This is a genomic window from Acidimangrovimonas pyrenivorans, assembly GCF_042643245.1.
Classification (GTDB): domain Bacteria; phylum Pseudomonadota; class Alphaproteobacteria; order Rhodobacterales; family Rhodobacteraceae; genus Acidimangrovimonas; species Acidimangrovimonas pyrenivorans.
Genome location: NZ_JBHRSK010000006.1, coordinates 14,093 through 29,758, shown reverse-complemented (window position 1 = coordinate 29,758; position 15,666 = coordinate 14,093). Strand labels below are relative to the sequence as shown.

Annotated in this window: 15 protein-coding genes; 2 read left to right on the top strand and 13 right to left on the bottom strand. The window is 70.6% G+C overall.

Going from position 1 to position 15,666, the window contains the following annotated elements:
• Nucleotides 1-7 precede the first annotated feature (7 nt).
• From ACFOES_RS09955 to ACFOES_RS09940, 4 genes are read right to left on the bottom strand one after another with little or no spacing between them, the layout of a single operon-like run.
• Entirely contained in the window at nt 8-613 is a 606-nt protein-coding gene (locus tag ACFOES_RS09955; protein WP_377833118.1) for a pyridoxamine 5'-phosphate oxidase family protein, read from the bottom strand.
• Nucleotides 610-1,380 (bottom strand): lysophospholipid acyltransferase family protein, encoded by a 771-nt coding sequence (locus ACFOES_RS09950; RefSeq protein ID WP_377833117.1) that lies wholly within the window; start codon nt 1,378-1,380, stop codon nt 610-612. The genes ACFOES_RS09955 and ACFOES_RS09950 overlap by 4 nt, the downstream gene beginning before the upstream one ends.
• Nucleotides 1,380-2,282, bottom strand: coding sequence for a cell division protein FtsX (locus ACFOES_RS09945; RefSeq protein ID WP_377833116.1), 903 nt, complete (start codon nt 2,280-2,282; stop codon nt 1,380-1,382). Before ACFOES_RS09945 ends, ACFOES_RS09950 begins: the two co-directional genes overlap by 1 nt.
• Before the next feature lies 1 nt (nt 2,283).
• Nucleotides 2,284-2,955: a cell division ATP-binding protein FtsE gene (locus ACFOES_RS09940; protein ID WP_377833115.1), complete on the bottom strand. Its 672-nt coding sequence runs from the start codon at nt 2,953-2,955 to the stop codon at nt 2,284-2,286.
• Between the two features lie 207 nt (nt 2,956-3,162).
• Here ACFOES_RS09940 and ACFOES_RS09935 point away from each other — a divergent pair, with 207 nt between their 5' ends.
• A complete protein-coding gene (locus tag ACFOES_RS09935; protein WP_377833114.1) occupies nt 3,163-4,212 on the top strand; it encodes a zinc-ribbon domain-containing protein in 1,050 nt (349 codons plus the stop codon).
• A gap of 51 nt (nt 4,213-4,263) precedes the next feature.
• Here the strand turns inward: ACFOES_RS09935 and ACFOES_RS09930 are convergent, their stop codons facing one another.
• From ACFOES_RS09930 to argH, 5 genes are read right to left on the bottom strand one after another with little or no spacing between them, the layout of a single operon-like run.
• On the bottom strand, nt 4,264-6,834 hold the full coding sequence (locus tag ACFOES_RS09930; RefSeq protein WP_377833113.1) for a TIGR02302 family protein: 2,571 nt from the start codon (nt 6,832-6,834) through the stop codon (nt 4,264-4,266).
• A gap of 36 nt (nt 6,835-6,870) precedes the next feature.
• A complete protein-coding gene (gene lysA, locus ACFOES_RS09925) occupies nt 6,871-8,136 on the bottom strand; it encodes a diaminopimelate decarboxylase (RefSeq protein WP_377833112.1) in 1,266 nt (421 codons plus the stop codon).
• Nucleotides 8,136-8,453: a DUF2834 domain-containing protein gene (locus ACFOES_RS09920; RefSeq protein ID WP_377833111.1), complete on the bottom strand. Its 318-nt coding sequence runs from the start codon at nt 8,451-8,453 to the stop codon at nt 8,136-8,138. The genes lysA and ACFOES_RS09920 overlap by 1 nt, the downstream gene beginning before the upstream one ends.
• Nucleotides 8,453-8,626 carry an argininosuccinate lyase gene (locus ACFOES_RS09915; RefSeq protein ID WP_377833110.1) on the bottom strand — a complete coding sequence of 58 codons (174 nt, stop codon included), beginning with the start codon at nt 8,624-8,626 and terminating at the stop codon, nt 8,453-8,455. Before ACFOES_RS09915 ends, ACFOES_RS09920 begins: the two co-directional genes overlap by 1 nt.
• Entirely contained in the window at nt 8,623-10,020 is a 1,398-nt protein-coding gene (argH, locus tag ACFOES_RS09910; RefSeq protein WP_377833195.1) for an argininosuccinate lyase, read from the bottom strand. The genes ACFOES_RS09915 and argH overlap by 4 nt, the downstream gene beginning before the upstream one ends.
• Nucleotides 10,021-10,054: 34 nt before the next feature.
• On the opposite strand from argH, the gene ACFOES_RS09905 reads away from it, so the two are divergent.
• Nucleotides 10,055-10,624 (top strand): TlpA family protein disulfide reductase, encoded by a 570-nt coding sequence (locus ACFOES_RS09905; RefSeq protein ID WP_377833109.1) that lies wholly within the window; start codon nt 10,055-10,057, stop codon nt 10,622-10,624.
• On the opposite strand, the gene ACFOES_RS09900 is transcribed toward ACFOES_RS09905, so the two are convergent.
• The 4 genes from ACFOES_RS09900 to ACFOES_RS09885 all read right to left on the bottom strand — a co-directional run bounded on the left by ACFOES_RS09900 (nt 10,599) and on the right by ACFOES_RS09885 (nt 15,541).
• Nucleotides 10,599-11,504, bottom strand: coding sequence for a DMT family transporter (locus ACFOES_RS09900; protein ID WP_377833108.1), 906 nt, complete (start codon nt 11,502-11,504; stop codon nt 10,599-10,601). The genes ACFOES_RS09905 and ACFOES_RS09900 overlap by 26 nt on opposite strands.
• 263 nt (nt 11,505-11,767) lie before the next feature.
• Nucleotides 11,768-13,339 carry an AMP-binding protein gene (locus ACFOES_RS09895; protein ID WP_377833107.1) on the bottom strand — a complete coding sequence of 524 codons (1,572 nt, stop codon included), beginning with the start codon at nt 13,337-13,339 and terminating at the stop codon, nt 11,768-11,770.
• Between the two features lie 86 nt (nt 13,340-13,425).
• The gene (locus ACFOES_RS09890; RefSeq protein ID WP_377833106.1) at nt 13,426-14,208 is read right to left on the bottom strand and encodes a 3'(2'),5'-bisphosphate nucleotidase CysQ; all 783 of its coding nucleotides are present in this window, start codon (nt 14,206-14,208) and stop codon (nt 13,426-13,428) included.
• Nucleotides 14,195-15,541 (bottom strand): TldD/PmbA family protein, encoded by a 1,347-nt coding sequence (locus ACFOES_RS09885; protein ID WP_377833105.1) that lies wholly within the window; start codon nt 15,539-15,541, stop codon nt 14,195-14,197. The genes ACFOES_RS09890 and ACFOES_RS09885 overlap by 14 nt, the downstream gene beginning before the upstream one ends.
• Nucleotides 15,542-15,666 lie beyond the last annotated feature (125 nt).

Here is a 15,666-nt window from a genome sequence, read left to right as displayed (position 1 = left end):
CCCGCCCCTACCACATCGTCCTGGCGGCGCGGCCGGACCATTCGGCGTCATAGGTGGCGCCGTCGAAGGCGCCCGCGGTCATCTCGCGCAGCATGTCGCCGACGGTCGGCAGGCCCTCGGACTCGTCGCCCGCCGACCAGGTCCGGGCGCGCAGCAGGGCGCGGGCGCATTGCGAATAGATCTCGCCGATCTCGATCACCAGAACGGTGCGCGGCTGCCTGCCCGCCTTCTCGAACCGGGCGCACAGATCGGCGTCGTCGGTGATCCGGGCGCGGCCGTTGACCCGCACCATGTTGTTCGAGCCGGGCACGAGGAAGGTCAGCGACACGCGCGGATCGCGGACGATGTTGCGCAGGCTGTCGATGCGCTGGTTGCCACGCCAGTCGGGCAGGGCGAGCGTGCCGGGATCGAGCTCGGTCACCACCGGGCCGTCGTCGCCGCGCGGGCTGCAATCGGTGCCCTCGGGGCCGACGGTGGACAGCAGGCAGAGCCGCGACCGGCCGATCCAGGCGCGGTAGGTCGGCGTCATCCGTCGCGCCACCTTGACCAGCGACGCTTCGCCCGGCGTGCCGTAGAGCGCCTCGAGCTCGGCGACATCCTCGAGGAACCTCATGCCTTCGCCTCCCGGGCCTGCCGTGCCGCGCGCGCCGCCGGGGCGTCGTAGCCGGCTTCGGCCATCAGCCTGTCCGACGCGGTTTCGACCTCTTCCTCGACCCTGGCCATGAACTCCTGCACCGGCAGTCCCGCCTTGATCCGCGGCAGGAACTCGACCACGGCGAGGCCGGGCTTGCGGTAGATGCCGTGGCGCGGCCAGAACACGCCGACATTGGCGGCGGCCGGCACGCAGTCCTGGCCGAGCTGGTCGTAGAGCAGCCCGGTGCCGATCTTGTAGCTGCGGGTCGCGTCGGGGGCGGTGCGGGTGCCCTGCGGATAGATGATCAGCTGGCCGGGACGGCTGCGGCCGTCCTTCACCCCTTTCATCATCTGGGCGATGGCCTGGCCGCGCTTGCCGCGATCGACCGGCACGCAGCCGATGCGCAGCGCGTACCAGCCCAGGATCGGGGCGCGCAGCAGTTCCTTCTTCATGATGAACTTGGGCCGCGGCGTCTCGCTGACCAGGATGATGATGTCGAAGAAGGACTGGTGCTTGGAGGCGATGATGACCTCGTCGGTCGGGACCTCGCCGCGGATCTCCGAACGCAGCCCGACCATCACCCGCGCGGTCCAGCGCACCCAGCGGCAATAGCTATGGACCGCGGTGAAGGCGGCGTCGGTCTGCACCAGCACCCAGGGGGTGAAGAACAGCGCCATCAGCGCCATCATCAGATACATCTGGATGATGAACAGCAGCGACAGGATCCATTGCACTGCGTAACGCATCAGCTGAGCCTCCTGAGTGAGCGGAAGGCGGCCAGCCGCGTCGCCAGGAAGGCGACCACGGCGGCCAGCGGCGGGATCACCAGCGGCAACAGCCAGCCGGGGCCGTGGAAGCCGAGCCCGGTGAGGAAGCCGCCGGCGGTATCGGTCGCCGGCAGCAGCGCGACGCCGGCGATGCCGAGCGCGGTGCCGACCAGCGCGCCGGCCAGCGCCCGCAGGGTGAAGCGGCGGACGAAGGCGCGGGCGATATAGCTGTCGCGGGCGCCGATCTGGCGCAGCACCCGGATCACCTGGCTGTTGGCGGCCAGCGCGGCGCTGGCGGCAAGGGTGATCATCGCCGCGGTCGAGGCGGCGATCAGGGCGATGGCGATCAGGCCCAGCAGCCGCAGCCGCTGCGCCGCCAGGGCCAGGGGCCGGCGCCAGCGGGTGTGATCGTCCAGCACCGCGCCCGGCGCCTCGGCCGCCAGCCGCTGGCGCAGCCCCTCGGCATCGAAACCGGCGCCGCTTTCGCGGATGTCGATCAGCTGCGGGATCGGCAGGCTGTCGAGCGGCAGGTCGGGCCCGAACCACGGCGCCAGCAGCTTGCGCTCCTCCTCCTTGCTCAGCGTCCGCGCCTCGGCGATGCCGGGCGTTGCCGAAAGCACCTTCAGCACCGCCTTGGTCTGGACCTCGATCTGGCCCGGCGGGGCCGAGATCCGGATCGTCGCGCTGTTGGCCAGCGCCGAGGCCCAGCGGTCGGCCAGCCGGCCCGAGGCCAGCGACAGGGCAAGGGCGAAGACGGCGAGGAAGGCCATCGCCGCGGCGGTGAAGCCGGTCAGCCGGGCGATGACGCCGGTCGGCGGCACCACCCGCGCGGCCTGGCGGTCGCCGACGACGAGAGCGGTGATCGGGGAGAAGAACGCCATGTCAGAGATCGCTCCCCGCCAGTTGCAGCCGCCGGTCGCGGATCCGCAGCACGCGGGCGGAAACCTGCGCCTTGGCGCTGCGGATCAGGTTGAGGTCATGGGTGGCGATGACCACGGTCTTGCCCATCCGGTTGAGCTCGACCAGCAGGGCCAGCAGGCGCTGCGACATCTCCCAGTCGACATTGCCGGTCGGTTCGTCGGCCAGGATCACTTCGGGCCCCATGATCACCGCCCGGGCCAGCGCCGCCCGCTGGCGCTCGCCGCCCGACAGCTCGGGCGGGCGCTGCTCGGCCAGCGCGCTCAGCCCGACCCAGCCCATCAGTTCTTTCAGGTCCTTCGGATCGGCGCTGCGGCCCGAGACGGTCAGCGGCAGGGCGATGTTTTCGGCCACCGGCAGATGGTCGAGGAACTGGCAATCCTGATGGACCACGCCGACCCGGCGCCGGGTATGGGCGATGTCGTCGCGCGTCATCACCCGGACGTCGCGGCCGAACAGCTCGACCCGGCCGGCGGTCGCCTGCAACTCGCCGTAGCACAGCTTGAGAAAGGTGGTCTTGCCCGCCCCCGATGGCCCGGTGAGGAAGTGGAAGGAGCCGGTCGCCAGCGACAGCGTGACCTCGGACAGAAGCTCGCCTCCGCCGTAATTGTAGGCGACGTTGTGAAACTCGATCACGCGATGCTCCGAATCCTGCTGTCCTGCGCCGGGGCAGTCTCGCCCAGCCCGGGCCCGGTTTCAATCAGGCGCGGGCGGCGATGACAAGACTATGACACTAGGGCTTGGAGAAACTTTTGCGCCTTGCTACAATATCAAGAATTTAGCGGGCCTTGCCGAGGATCACCCGGGGATCGCGCGGCAAGTGAGTGGTGAGGCAGGGACATTATGCGGCTGACGTGCCCGAATTGCGACGCGCAATACGAGGTCGATGATCGGGCCATTCCCGAGAGCGGGCGCGACGTGCAGTGTTCCAACTGCGGCCATGCCTGGTTCCAGCTGCCACCGGATGCCGAAGCTCGCCTGCAGGAGGCCGCGCGCCAGGGCACGCAGGTGCAGGACGCGGCGGAGCAGGACACGGCGGTGCAGGATGCTGCGGTGCAGGATACGGCGGCCGGGGATTACCTGCCCGAAAGCACCGCCGGCGTTGATACCGCCGCCGATTTCGATCCCGAAAGCTTCGATGCCGAATCCGCCGAGGCGCCGCTGCCCGAGCCGCCGCCCGCGGCCGCCGCGCCATCGGGGATGGAGCGGCGCCGGCGCGAGCTCGACGAAGGCGTGTTGAACGTGCTGCGCGAGGAGGCCGAGCGCGAGACGGCGGCCCGGAAGGCCGAGGGCGGTGGGCTGGAAACCCAGACCGAGCTGGGATTGGAGGCGCCGGGCTCGGCGCTGCCGGCGGCCGAGATCACCCGACGGTCGGGCGAGCGCGAAGAGACGCCCGCGCCCGAGGCCGCCGCCGCCGAAGAGGCGCCGCGGGAGGCCGAAAGCGAGCCGCCGCGGGAGGTGGCCGCCGCCGCGCCGGAAGCGCCCGCCGTGCCGCGCCGCCCGGCCGCCGCGGAGGGACGGAACGACGCGACCGGCTCGCGCCGCGACCTGCTGCCGGACATCGAAGAGATCAACTCGACCCTGCGGGCCAATTCCGAGCGCGAGCGCGGCGAGCCGGGCGGCATGGCCGCAGCCGAGGCGCCGGCCGAGCGCCGGCGCGGGTTCCGGCTGGGTTTCGGCCTCGTTCTGGGTCTCGTCGCGCTGTTGCTTCTGGCCTATACCTCGGCGCCGCGCATCGTCGCCAAGTGGCCGGCCGCCGGGCCGGCGATGCAATCCTATGTCGCCGCCGTCGATCGCGGCCGGGTCTGGCTCGACGGCCAGATGCAGACCGCGGTGCGGATGCTGCGCCCGGTAGGTGCGGCGGGCGATGGCGGGGCCGAAGACGGCAACTGACCGCAGCGGCCGGTTATCCAATCCCGAGACGCCGGGGCGCCGGCGCGGTGCCTAGAACGGCTCGAGCAGGCGCTTGAGATAGTCGCGCTCGACTTCCGGCCGGCTCTGGTCGCCCGAGCGCCGGCGCAGTTCCTTCAGAAGCTCCTGCGCCCGGCGATAGATGTCCTCGCCCTGCAGCAGGCTGCGATCGGTGCCCATGCGGCCGGTTTCGCCGGTCTGGCGGCCGAGAGGATCGCGGCCCTGTCCGCCCATGGCCTGGTCGCTGTTGCCGCCCTGCTGGCCCTGCTGCGGATCGTTGCGCGCCATCGCCCGGCCCAGGTTGCGCATGCCCTCGCGCAGGGCGTCCATCGCCTCGGCCTGGCGGTCCAGCGCCCCGGCCATGTCGTTGTTGCGCAGCGCCTGTTCGGCCCGGTCCATCGCCCGGCCGGCGCGGTCGAGCGCCTCGCGTCCGGCCTTGCCCTCGGGCGTGCCGGCGCCGGGCAGGCCCTGCTGCGCCTGGCGCCGGAGCTGGTCGCGCAGGGCGCGCTGGCGGTCGGCCAGCGCCTGGGCGTCGCCGCCCTGGCCCTGCTGGCCCTGACCCGGCTGCATGCCCTGGCCGGGCTGGTCGGGCCGCTCACCCATGCCCATGTCGCCCTCGCCGGGCTGCTGGCCTTGGCCCTGGCCCTGGTTCTGCAGGTTGCGGAAGGCGCGGTCGGACAGGCCCTGCTGCTGGCGCAACGTGTCGGCAAGCCCCTGCATCTGCTGCTGGCCCGGGATCGGCATGCCGTTCTGGCCCTGCGCCACGCGCATGTTCTCCATCATCCGGCTGAGCTGGTCGAGCAGCTGCTGCGCCTCGGCCATCCGGCCCTGCTCCATCAGCTGCTGCAGCCTGTCCAGCATCTGCTGCAGCTGGTCGCCGGTGATCTTCAGCGACTGCTGGTTCTCGGCGCTCTGCTTGTCGGGGTTGTTCTGCTGCTGCTGGGCGAGCTGGCGCATGTAGTCGCGCAGCGCCTTGTTCAGCTCGTCCATCAGGCTGGCGATCTCGTCCTTGCTGGCGCCGTTGCGGATCGCCTCGGACAGCCGGTCCTGCGCCCGGCGCAGCCGTTCCAGCGCGTTCGACAGGTCGCCATCCTCGATCTGCACTGCCACCTGCCACAGCGACTCGGCGATCTCGTCGCGGACCTCTTTCGTCAGCCCCTCCTCGTTGGCGCGTTCGAGGCGGCGCAGGGTGATGCGGAGCAGCAGATAGGCGCTCTCGTTGCGGATGAAGCCCTCGGGCTTGTTGGTGATGGCGCGCAGGATCTGGGCGGTGCGCTTGCCGTTGGCGCGCGACCATAGCAGGTCGCGCCGCATCTCGATCACCGCCGCCGCCAGCGGCTCGAAGAAGCGACGGCCGGGCAGCACCATCTGGTGCGGCGCGGTCGTCGTGATGTGGCCCGCGGCGTCCTCGACCGACAGGGTCATCTCGACCGGCAGGTTGGCCCAGGCATCCTTGGACAGGTTCTCGATCAGGGTCTCGTCGAACTTGGTCCGGTCGCCCGAGATCGGCATCGGCAGGTCGAGCACGATCGGGTCGCGCTTCTCGGGTTTGACGGCCAGCCCGTAGCGGCGGTCGAGCGCGCCGGTGTCGAGGCTGATCCGCGCCCGGCCCGTGGTGACGCCGTAATCGTCATGGGCGGCGAAACGCTGGTGCATCTCGCCCGAGGCGCGGCGGGTGGCGGTGCCGAGGAACTTCACCGAGGGCGTGCCGTCGGGGATCACCGTGATCTTCCAGCTGCGGCCGCCGGGGCCCTCGATGGCCAGCGTGCCCGAGCGGGCGATGTCGAAGTTCTGCGCCGGGGCCGAGGGATCGGTCGAGGCGGGACCGGTCGGCTTGGTCTCCGGCTCGGTCGGGGCCGGGGCCGAGAGGTCCTGCGTCACCTTCAGCGCGCCCTGCTTGCCGTAGAGTCGCAGGATGACGTGGCTGCCGACGGGCAGCGAGAAGCCGTCGCGGGTGATGTCGTTGAGGTAGAGCGACGGCTTGCCGGTATAGGCAGGGGGCTGGATCCAGCCCTCCCAGGCCGGGCCGGCGGCCAAGGCGGCGCCGGGGCCGGGGGCGAGGTCCTGCACCCCGATGACGCGGCCGACATTGCCGAACAGCAGCGCCAGGATCGCCGCGATCAGGGTGACGTAGCGCAGCGCCAATGGGTCGCGGGCGGAAAGCCGCAGATCGGGGGCGACGGGCCGGGCCTGCGCGGCGCGTTCGGTCATCCGCTCGATATGGGTGCGCCAGACCGCCACCGATTCGCCGTCCGCCGCGCCGATCGCCTGGTGGTCGCGCAGCGCCGCCAGCGGCCGGCCGGGCAGCCGGGCGTCGAGCCGGTCGAGCACCTCGTCATGGCCGGGGCGACGGAAGCGCATCCCGCCGGCGATCAGGCTCCAGACCACGCCGAGGCCGCAGGCGGCCAGCCCGGCCCAGTCGGCCCAGAGCGGCAGGATGTCCTGCAACCCGAAGGCCAGCGCCGCGAAAAGCCCAAGAAGGATGGTCCAGACCGGCCAGAAGGCGCGCGTGATCCGTTCCAGCCACAGCCCCGCCCAGGTCAGGGCGAGGGGCAGCTTCACGCGGGCCAGCGCCGCCTCAAGGCTCAGGTTGGTCTCTGTCATCTTCCCGTCCGGCCCGGCGGGAGGAGGCCCCGCCCTTCACAGCCATTCGGGAATGGTATCGCGCCCGAGCATTTCGTCAAAGCTCGGACGTGCGCGGATCACCGCGAAGCGGTCGCCATCGACCAGCACCTCGGGGATCAGCGGCCGGCTGTTGTATTCCGAGGCCATCACCGCGCCATAGGCCCCGGCCGAGCGGAAGGCGACCAGATCGCCGGCCTTCAGCGGCGGCATCACCCGGGCGCGGGCGAAGGTGTCGCCGGTCTCGCAGACCGGGCCGACGATGTCGAAGGGGTGCTTCTCGACCCCGGCCTCGGGCTCGACCACCGGGACGATGTCGTGATGGGCGCCATACATCGACGGCCGCACCAGGTCGTTCATCGCCGCGTCGAGGATCAGGAAGTCGCGGCCCTCGCCCGATTTCACGTAGACCACCCCGGCGACCAGAACCCCGGCATTGCCCGAGATCAGCCGCCCCGGCTCGATCTCGATCTCGCAGTCCAGATGGCCCAGGACGCGCCGGATCATCGCGCCGTATTCGATCGGCAGCGGCGGGGCGTCGTTCGAGCGTTCGTAGGGGATGCCCAGCCCGCCGCCGAGGTCGAGCCGGCGGATGTCGTGGCCGGCGGCGCGCAGGGTCTCAGTCAGCTCGGCGACCTTGGTGAAGGCGAGCTCGAACGGTTCCAGCTCGGTCAGCTGGCTGCCGATATGGACGTCGATGCCGACCACCTCGATCCCCGGCAGGGCGGCGGCCTCGGCATAGACCTCCACGGCGCGGGCGATCGGGATGCCGAACTTGTTCTCGGACTTGCCGGTGGCGATCTTCTCATGCGTGCGGGCGTCGACATCCGGGTTGACCCGCAACGCGATCGGGGCGGTGACGCCCAGTTCCGTCGCGATCTCGGACAGCGCCCGCAACTCGGGCTCGCTCTCGACGTTGAACTGGCGGATGCCGCCCTCAAGCGCCAGCCGCATCTCCGCGCGCGTCTTGCCGACGCCCGAGAAGACGATGCGTTCGCCCGGCACGCCGGCGGCCTTGGCGCGCAGGTATTCCCCGCCCGAGACCACGTCCATCCCGGCGCCCAGATCGCCCAGGAGCTTGAGCACGGCGACATTGGACAGCGACTTGATCGCGAAGCAGACCAGGTTCGGCAGGTCGCCCAGCGCCTCCTGGAACAGCTTGAAATGCCGCGTCAGGGTGGCGCTGGAATAGCAGTAGAACGGCGTGCCGACAGCCGCCGCGATCTCGGTCAGCGGCACGTCTTCGGCGTGAAGCGTGCCGTTGCGGTAGAGGAAATGGTCCATCAGGTCACCGGACGGGTTCGAAGAAACAGGTAGAGCGGCAGCCCGCAGGAGACACCGATCAGGAAGGTCGCGGGAAGCGCCGCCAGCGCCCCCCAGTTGCGGCGCACCGTGGTCTCGGCCAGGATCCAGACGGTCAGGGCGATGGCCGAGATCGTCAGGTCCCACATCAGCGCCGTGCTGGCCGCGTTGGCCTGCCACGCCGCCACCATGCCGGACAGGTCGAAGCCGTTGGCCCGGACCCAGCCCAGCAGATGGGCCAGCGGGTGCACGGCGCCCCAGAGCGCGAGGCCGAGATAGGTCAGGCGCAGGGGGGACATCAAAGCTCCTTGGTGACGCCGAGCCGCACCTCGCCCGACATCGTCACCTTGGCGCCGTCCTTGTGGTAGAGCGTGATGCCGTCCTTCGTCGGATGGCGCAGCGGCGCGATGGGTTCACCATCGGCGCCGCAGGCCGCCAGGGCCAGCAAGGACAACAACAGGGCGATCCTCATCCAAGAACCTCGTTCCAGCGGGCGATCTGCGCCCGCACCTGGGCCGGCGCGGTGCCGCCATAGGATGTGCGACTGGCGACCGAGTTGTCCACTCCCAAGACGTCGAAGACCTGCGCCGTGATGCCGCTGTGAACCTGCTGCATCTGCTCCAGCGTCAGGTCGGGCAGGTCGCAGCCGTTCTCCTCGGCCAGCGCGACGAGGCTGCCGGTGACATGGTGGGCGTCGCGGAACGGCAGGCCCAGCGCGCGCACCAGCCAGTCGGCGAGGTCGGTCGCGGTCGAGAAGCCGGCGCCGGCGGCGGCGGCCAGCGCCTCGCGATTGGCGCTCATGTCGCGCACCATGCCTTCCATCGCGGCAAGGCTGAGCATCAGGTTGTCGGCGGCGTCGAAGACCTGTTCCTTGTCCTCCTGCATGTCCTTGGAATAGGCCAACGGCAGCCCCTTCATCACCGTGAACAGCGCGAAGGAGGCGCCGAGGATGCGGCCGACCTTGGCCCGCAGCAGCTCGGCCGCGTCGGGGTTGCGCTTCTGCGGCATGATCGAGGAGCCGGTCGAGAAGCCGTCGGACAGCCGGACGAAGCGGAACTGGGCCGAGGACCAGATCACCAGCTCCTCGGCGAAGCGGCTCAGGTGCATGGCGCAGATCGAGGCGGCCGAGAGGAATTCCAGCGCGAAGTCGCGGTCGGCGACGGCGTCGAGGCTGTTGGCCGCCGGCCGGTCGAAGCCCAGTTCCTCGGCCGTCATGTGGCGGTCGATCGGGAAGGAGGTGCCGGCCAGTGCGGCGGCGCCCAAGGGGCATTCGTTCATCCGTGCCCGGGCGTCGCGGAAGCGGCTTGCATCGCGGCCCAGCATCTCGACATAGGCCATCATGTGATGGCCCCAGGTGACCGGCTGGGCGGTCTGTAGATGGGTGAAACCGGGCATCACCCAGTCGGCCCCGGCCTCGGCCTGGGTCAGGAAGGCGCGCTGCAGCGCCTCGATCCCGGCGATCGCCGCGTCGATCTGGTCGCGGACCCAGAGCTTGAAATCGGTCGCCACCTGGTCGTTGCGCGAGCGTGCGGTGTGCAGCCGCCCGGCCGGCTCGCCGATGATCTCCTTCAGCCGCGCCTCGACATTCATGTGGATGTCTTCCAGCGCGGTCGAGAAGGCGAACTCGCCCGCCTCGATCTCTGACAAAACCGTGAGCAACCCTTCCCCGATCGCCTCGGCGTCGCTAGACGAGATGATGTCCTGCGCGGCCAGCATCGCGGCATGGGCGCGCGAGCCGCGGATGTCCTGGGCGTAAAGCCGCTTGTCGAAGCCGATCGAGGCGTTGATCGCCTCCATGATCGCATCGGGGCCTGCGGCGAAACGTCCGCCCCACATGGTGTTTGCAGTCTTGCGCGTGTCGGTCATTTTCGGGTCGCTCATCTGGCCCCCAGGAGGGAATATGCATCTGGTCCGTACCGCCGTCCTATACGCGGCCCTTGCCCTTGGTGCAAATGCCGCGCTGGCCGAAAGCGTCCCCGACATGGCGGCGCTCTCGGCGCTGCGCGCGGGCGACATGAAGAAGCTGTCCTTCCATCAGGAGCCGAAGGCGCTTCCCGATACGCCGATCTACGATGCCGAGGGCGGCGAGCACAGCCTGGCGGAGTATCGCGGCAAGTATGTCGTGCTGAACTTCTGGGCCACCTGGTGCGCGCCCTGCCGCAAGGAGATGCCGACGCTCGACCGGCTGCAGGCCGATCTGGGCGGCGCGAAGTTCCAGGTGCTGCCGGTGGCGACGCTGCGCAACTCGGTCCCGGCGGTGAAACGCTTCTTCGCCGAGGACAAGATCGCCAACCTGCCGGTGATGCTCGACCCGCATGGCGCGCTGGCACATCAGATCGGCGTCATGGGCCTGCCGGTGACCCTTATCCTCGACCCCGAGGGGCGCGAGATCGGCCGGCTGATCGGCGATGCCGACTGGGATAGCGACAGCGCCAAGGCGATCGTCAGGGCGCTGACCGCGGCGGAGTAGCGACCCGCCGCTTGCGTTCGGCCATCGCCACGCCCGACAGCACCAGCCCCAGCCCGACCAGGTGGTAGACGCGCAGCTGCTCGCCCAGGATCAGCACCGACATGATCGCGCCGAAGACCGGGACCAGGTTGACGAACAGCCCGGCGCGGTTGCTGCCGATCAGCTCGGTGCCGGCGATGAAGCTCGCCTGCGCAATCAGCCCGGGGAACAGCGCCGCGAAGACCGCCACGCCGACGCCCTGCGCGTCGGGCCACAGCACCCGGCCGCTCGCGATCTCCCAGCCGGTCAGCGGCAGCGAGGCGACGAAGGCGCCGCCGGCGATCGCCGCCATGAAGCTCAGCCAGTGCATCCGCGGCTTCCAGCGCAGCGCGGCGGTGTAGCCGCCGTAGAACAGGATAGCGAGCAGCATCAGCGCGTCGCCGCGGTTGAACTGCAGATGCAGCAGCGTCGCCAGGCTGCCGTTGCTGACGGTGGCGGCGACCCCGGTCAGGGTCAGCAGGAAGCCCAGCGCCTGGGCCCCGCTGACCGCACTGCGAAACAGGGCGAAGTTCAGCGCGAAGATGATCAGCGGCATCCCGGCCTGGATGATGACGATATTCAGCGCCGTGGTATAGGCGGCGGCGGTGTAATAGGCGGCGTTGAAGCAGGTGAAGCCGACGGTGCCGAAGGCGAAGAGCAGCGGCAGGTTGCGCCGGATCGCCGGCCAGTCGCGGCGCAGATGCGGCGCCCCCAGTGCCGCGGCCGCCGCCATCGCCAGCCCCCAGCGCGCCGAGGTCAGCAGGAACGGGCTGATATGTCCCACGGCCAGCCGTCCGGCGATTGCGTTCGCGCCCCAGCACAGGGCGGTGGTGACGAGAAACAGGTAGGCACGCAGGAACACGGGGTACTCCAGGGATCGGGCAGCCGGCCGACCCTAGCCGTGCCGTCCGCAATGGTAAATGCCGTCCGCTGGCCGGGGGCGCTGCCCCCGGACCCCCGGGATATTTCCGTGAAGATGAAAGGACAGAAGTCCGGCTTCGCCAATTCACCTTTGCGAAAATACTCCGGGGGAGTCGCCCTTGGGCGACGGGGGCAGCGCCCCCGGACCGCACGCAGTGCCAGAAGGCTTGCGGCGCAGCCGCGCAATCGGGTCAGGCGGCCGGGTCAGGTGGCGGTCAGCTGGGCCTTCAATTCGCGGCGCAGGATCTTGCCGGAGGCGGATTTCGGGATCGTCTCGGCGAAGATCACCCGGGCCGGCTGCTTGTAATGGGCCAGTTGCTCGCCGGTATGGGCGAGGATCTCCTCGACGGTCGGCGCCGCGCCCGGGGCCGGGACGACGAAGGCCACCGGCACCTCGCCCGCCTCGTCGTCCGGGAGGCCGATCACGGCGGCGTCGGCGATCGCCGGATGGGCCATCAGCACTGCTTCCAGTTCCGCCGGCGGCACCTGGAAGCCCTTGTACTTGATCAGCTCCTTCACCCGGTCGCGGATGTAGAGATAGCCGTCCGCGTCATGGCAGCCGAGGTCGCCGGTGCGCAGCCAGCCGCCCTCGACGATGGTCTCGGCGGTGGCTTCGGGGTTGTTGAGATAGCCCTTCATCACCTGCGGCCCGCGCACCCAAAGCTCGCCCTCTTCCCCGGTCGCGACGTCCAGCAACGTCTCGGGATCGACGATGCGGCAGTCGGTCGAGGGCACGGCGAGGCCGACCGAACCGGCCCGCGCCAGCCCGTGCGGCGAGACATGCGAGACCGGGCTGAGCTCGGTCATGCCGTAGCCCTGCGCCGCCTCGCAGCCCAGCCGCTGGCCCAGGGCATTGGCCAGATCGGCGCCCAGCGGCGCGGCGGCGGAGACGGCGAACGCGACCGTCGACAGGTCGTACTGGTCGACCAGCGGATGCTTGGCCAGCGCCACCGCCACCGGCGGCACCAGCCAGAGCTGGCGCGCCTTGTGGTCCTGGTTGAGCTTGAGGAACAGCTCGAGATCGAAGCGCGGCATGGTGACGACGGTGCCGCCGGCGACCAGGGCGACGTTCATCAGCACGGTCATGCCGTAGATATGGAAGAAGGGCAAAAAGCCCACTGTGCGCTCGCCCGGCTTGGTGTCAGTGGTGGCGAGCGACTGGTCGACATTGGCGACCAGGTTGCGGTGGCTGAGCATCACGCCTTTCGGCAGGCCGGTGGTGCCCGAGGAATAGGGCAGCACGGCGATGTCGGTGTCGTAATCGACCGGCGCCTGCGCCGCCAGCGGCGGGCCCATCAGGGCGCTGAACGGGGTGGTGCCTTCGACGGGCGTGATGTCGCCGTCGATCAGGACGATCTCGCGCACCCGGGTGCCTTCGACGGCCTTCTGCGCGGTCTCGGCGAAATGCGAGATGGTGACGAGGATCTCGGCGTCGGAATCGGTCAGCTGGTGGTTGACCTCGTGCCAGGTATAGGTCGGGTTGATCGTCGTCACCGTGCCGCCGGCCCAGCAGGTGCCATGGAAGACGGCGGCGAATTCGGGCAGATTGGGCGCCATCAGGGCCAGGACATGGCCCTTGCCCAGGCCGCGCTCGGTCAGCCCGCCGGCCAGCGCCTTGATCATGCCGGTCAGCCCCTCGGCCGTCACCTCGCGCCCGGTCGGCCCGTCGATCAGCACCGGGTCGGCGCCGCGTCCCGAGATGCCCTCGAACAGACGTTCCGTGATGCTCTGGTCGCGCAGCGCGACCTCGCCGAACCGGCTTTTCACAACCGCCATTGCAGCCTCCTCCCCAAGCTGGCGCCGGGCTCCTCTTTCCCGGCCGAACCAGCCTAGCCGACAAGCGGTGGGCGGGCCACGGTTTCCTAGCCGCGGGTCAGCTTTTCGAGCAGCCGTGCATGCAGGGCCGGCGGGGCGGCCAGCACGCCCCGCGTCTGCGGGTGCTGGGCGTTGAAGCGCAGCGCGGCGCCGAAGCGGTCGGTGACCGCCGCGCCGGCCTGGCGGGCGATCAGGTCGCCGGCGGCGACGTCCCATTCCCAGGCGTCGCGCAGGGTCAGCATCGAATCGTGCCGCCCCTCGGCCACCAGGCAGAGCCGATAGGCCAGCGAGTTGCGGAAGGCGCGGCGGATCTCGGGCACGCCGCCGGGCCATTGCTCGGGCCGCAGGTTGGCGCCCGTCGTCAGCATGCTGGCGCCGGCGATCTCGGCCTGGCCCGACACCCGCAGCACGGCGCCGTCGCGCCGGGCCGGTTCGCCGGCGGCGGCACTGTAGAGCCGGTCGAGCGCGGGCAGGTAGACCACCCCGGCCAGCACCTCGCCGTTCTCGACCACCGCCAGAGAATGGGCGAAGGTTTCCTCGCCGGCGATGAAGGCGCGGGTGCCGTCGATCGGGTCGATTATGAACAGCCGTTCGGTTTCGAGCCGGGCGATGTTGTCTTCGCTCTCCTCCGACAGCCAGCCGTAATCGGGCCGGGCGGCGGTCAGCTCGGCCGCCAGCATCCGGTCGACGGCGAGGTCGGCCTCGGTGACGGGGCCGGCGCCGGCCGGCTTGTCCCAGGCCTCGGGATCGCTGCGCCAGTGTCGCAGGGCGATCTCTCCCGCCGCCCGCGCCGCCTCGATCAGCAGCGCGAGATCGTCATGCGCCGGCAAGGGTGAGCCCCTCGACCAGCAGGCTGGGCACGACGGTCGACAGGTAGTGGCGGGCGTCGTTGGCCGGGATCAGGCTGCGCAGCATCTCGTGCAGGTTGCCGGCGATGGTGCATTCGTTGACCGGGTAGGCGATCTCGCCGCCCTCGATCCAGAAGCCCGAGGCGCCGCGCGAATAGTCGCCGGTCGTCGGGTTGATCGACGAGCCCATCAGCGAGGTGACCAGCAGGCCGGTGCCCATCTCGCGCATCAGCTCGTCGCGGCTTTGCGTGCCCTCGGTCAGGGCGATGTTCGAGGTCGATGGCGAGGGCGGGGAAGAGGTGCCGCGCGCGGCGTTGGCGGTGCTGGAAAGCCCCAGCTTGCGCGCGGTGCCGAGGTCGAGCGTCCAGCCGGTCAGCACGCCATTGTCGACGAGGGTGCGGCGGGCGGTCGGCAGGCCCTCGGCATCGAAGGGGCGCGTGCCCGAGACCCGGGGCCGGTGCGGGTCCTCGATCACCGACAGCCCGGCGGGCAGCACCTGTTCGCCGAGATTGTCGCGCAGCCAGCTCGAGCCGCGGACGATGGCGGCGCCGTTGCTGGCGGCGAGAAGGTGGCCGATCAGGGAGCTGGCGACGCGCTCGTCGTAAAGCACCGGGTAGGCGCCGGAGGGCGGCTTGCGGGCGCCGGCGCGGGCGACGGTGCGCTCGGCGGCCAGCCGGCCGACCTCTTCCGGGGCCATCATGTCGGACTGGAAGACACGGCCGTCGCCGTAATAGTCGCGCTCCATCGCCGTGCCCGCGCCGGTGATGGCGACGCAGGAGACCGAGCGCGAGGTGCGGGTATAGCCGCCCGAGAAGCCGTTGGTGCCGGCAAGGTGGATGCGGCGGCGGCCATAGCCGGCTCCGACGGCGTCGACTTTCGAGATGCCCTTGACGGCCAGCGCCGCGGCCTCGGCTCGGCGGGCGTCATCCTCGAGCGCCGCCGCCTCGGGCTCGGGCGCCGGGTCGGCCATTTCCAGCGCCGCCAGGTCCCAGTCGCGGGCAAGCTGGTCGGGATCGGCCAGGCCGACGGTGGCGTCCTCGGGCGCCTCCTTTGCCATCGCTACCGCGCGTTCGGCCATCTCGGCCAGGGTGGCGTCGCGGGTGTCCGAGGCCGAGACGCAGGCCTGGCGCTTGCCGATCAGCACCCGCAGCCCGATCTCGATCCCTTCCGAGCGTTCGGCCTGTTCCAGCACCCCGCCGCGCACGTCGATCGAGACCGAGCTGCCGTCGACGGCGATGGCATCGGCGGCCTCGGCCCCGGCGCGCCGGGCGGCCTGAAGCAGGGCGTCGGTGAGATCGGAAAGCGTGGTCGGCATCGTGAACCCCTTGTAGCGGACCCTACGCACCTAGTGCGCTGTGGCGTTTCGCGCAAGCACGAGAGGGGGGCGCCGACCGGCCGGAACGAGAACCGCCCGCCCCGGCGGCCGGGACGGGCGCCGCC

What these genes read in the sequence shown, in the direction of transcription:
- ACFOES_RS09930 (WP_377833113.1), bottom strand. Translation starts at nt 6,834, where the DNA reads ATGACAGAGACCAACCTGAGCCTTGAGGCGGCGCTGGCCCGCGTGAAG.
- argH (WP_377833195.1), bottom strand. Translation starts at nt 10,020, where the DNA reads ATGACCGACACGCGCAAGACTGCAAACACCATGTGGGGCGGACGTTTC.
- ACFOES_RS09885 (WP_377833105.1), bottom strand. Translation starts at nt 15,541, where the DNA reads ATGCCGACCACGCTTTCCGATCTCACCGACGCCCTGCTTCAGGCCGCC.
- ACFOES_RS09920 (WP_377833111.1), bottom strand. Translation starts at nt 8,453, where the DNA reads ATGTCCCCCCTGCGCCTGACCTATCTCGGCCTCGCGCTCTGGGGCGCC.
- ACFOES_RS09945 (WP_377833116.1), bottom strand. Translation starts at nt 2,282, where the DNA reads ATGGCGTTCTTCTCCCCGATCACCGCTCTCGTCGTCGGCGACCGCCAG.
- ACFOES_RS09955 (WP_377833118.1), bottom strand. Translation starts at nt 613, where the DNA reads ATGAGGTTCCTCGAGGATGTCGCCGAGCTCGAGGCGCTCTACGGCACG.
- ACFOES_RS09895 (WP_377833107.1), bottom strand. Translation starts at nt 13,339, where the DNA reads ATGGCGGTTGTGAAAAGCCGGTTCGGCGAGGTCGCGCTGCGCGACCAG.
- ACFOES_RS09935 (WP_377833114.1), top strand. Translation starts at nt 3,163, where the DNA reads ATGCGGCTGACGTGCCCGAATTGCGACGCGCAATACGAGGTCGATGAT.
- lysA (WP_377833112.1), bottom strand. Translation starts at nt 8,136, where the DNA reads ATGGACCATTTCCTCTACCGCAACGGCACGCTTCACGCCGAAGACGTG.
- ACFOES_RS09915 (WP_377833110.1), bottom strand. Translation starts at nt 8,626, where the DNA reads ATGAGGATCGCCCTGTTGTTGTCCTTGCTGGCCCTGGCGGCCTGCGGC.
- ACFOES_RS09905 (WP_377833109.1), top strand. Translation starts at nt 10,055, where the DNA reads ATGCATCTGGTCCGTACCGCCGTCCTATACGCGGCCCTTGCCCTTGGT.
- ACFOES_RS09950 (WP_377833117.1), bottom strand. Translation starts at nt 1,380, where the DNA reads ATGCGTTACGCAGTGCAATGGATCCTGTCGCTGCTGTTCATCATCCAG.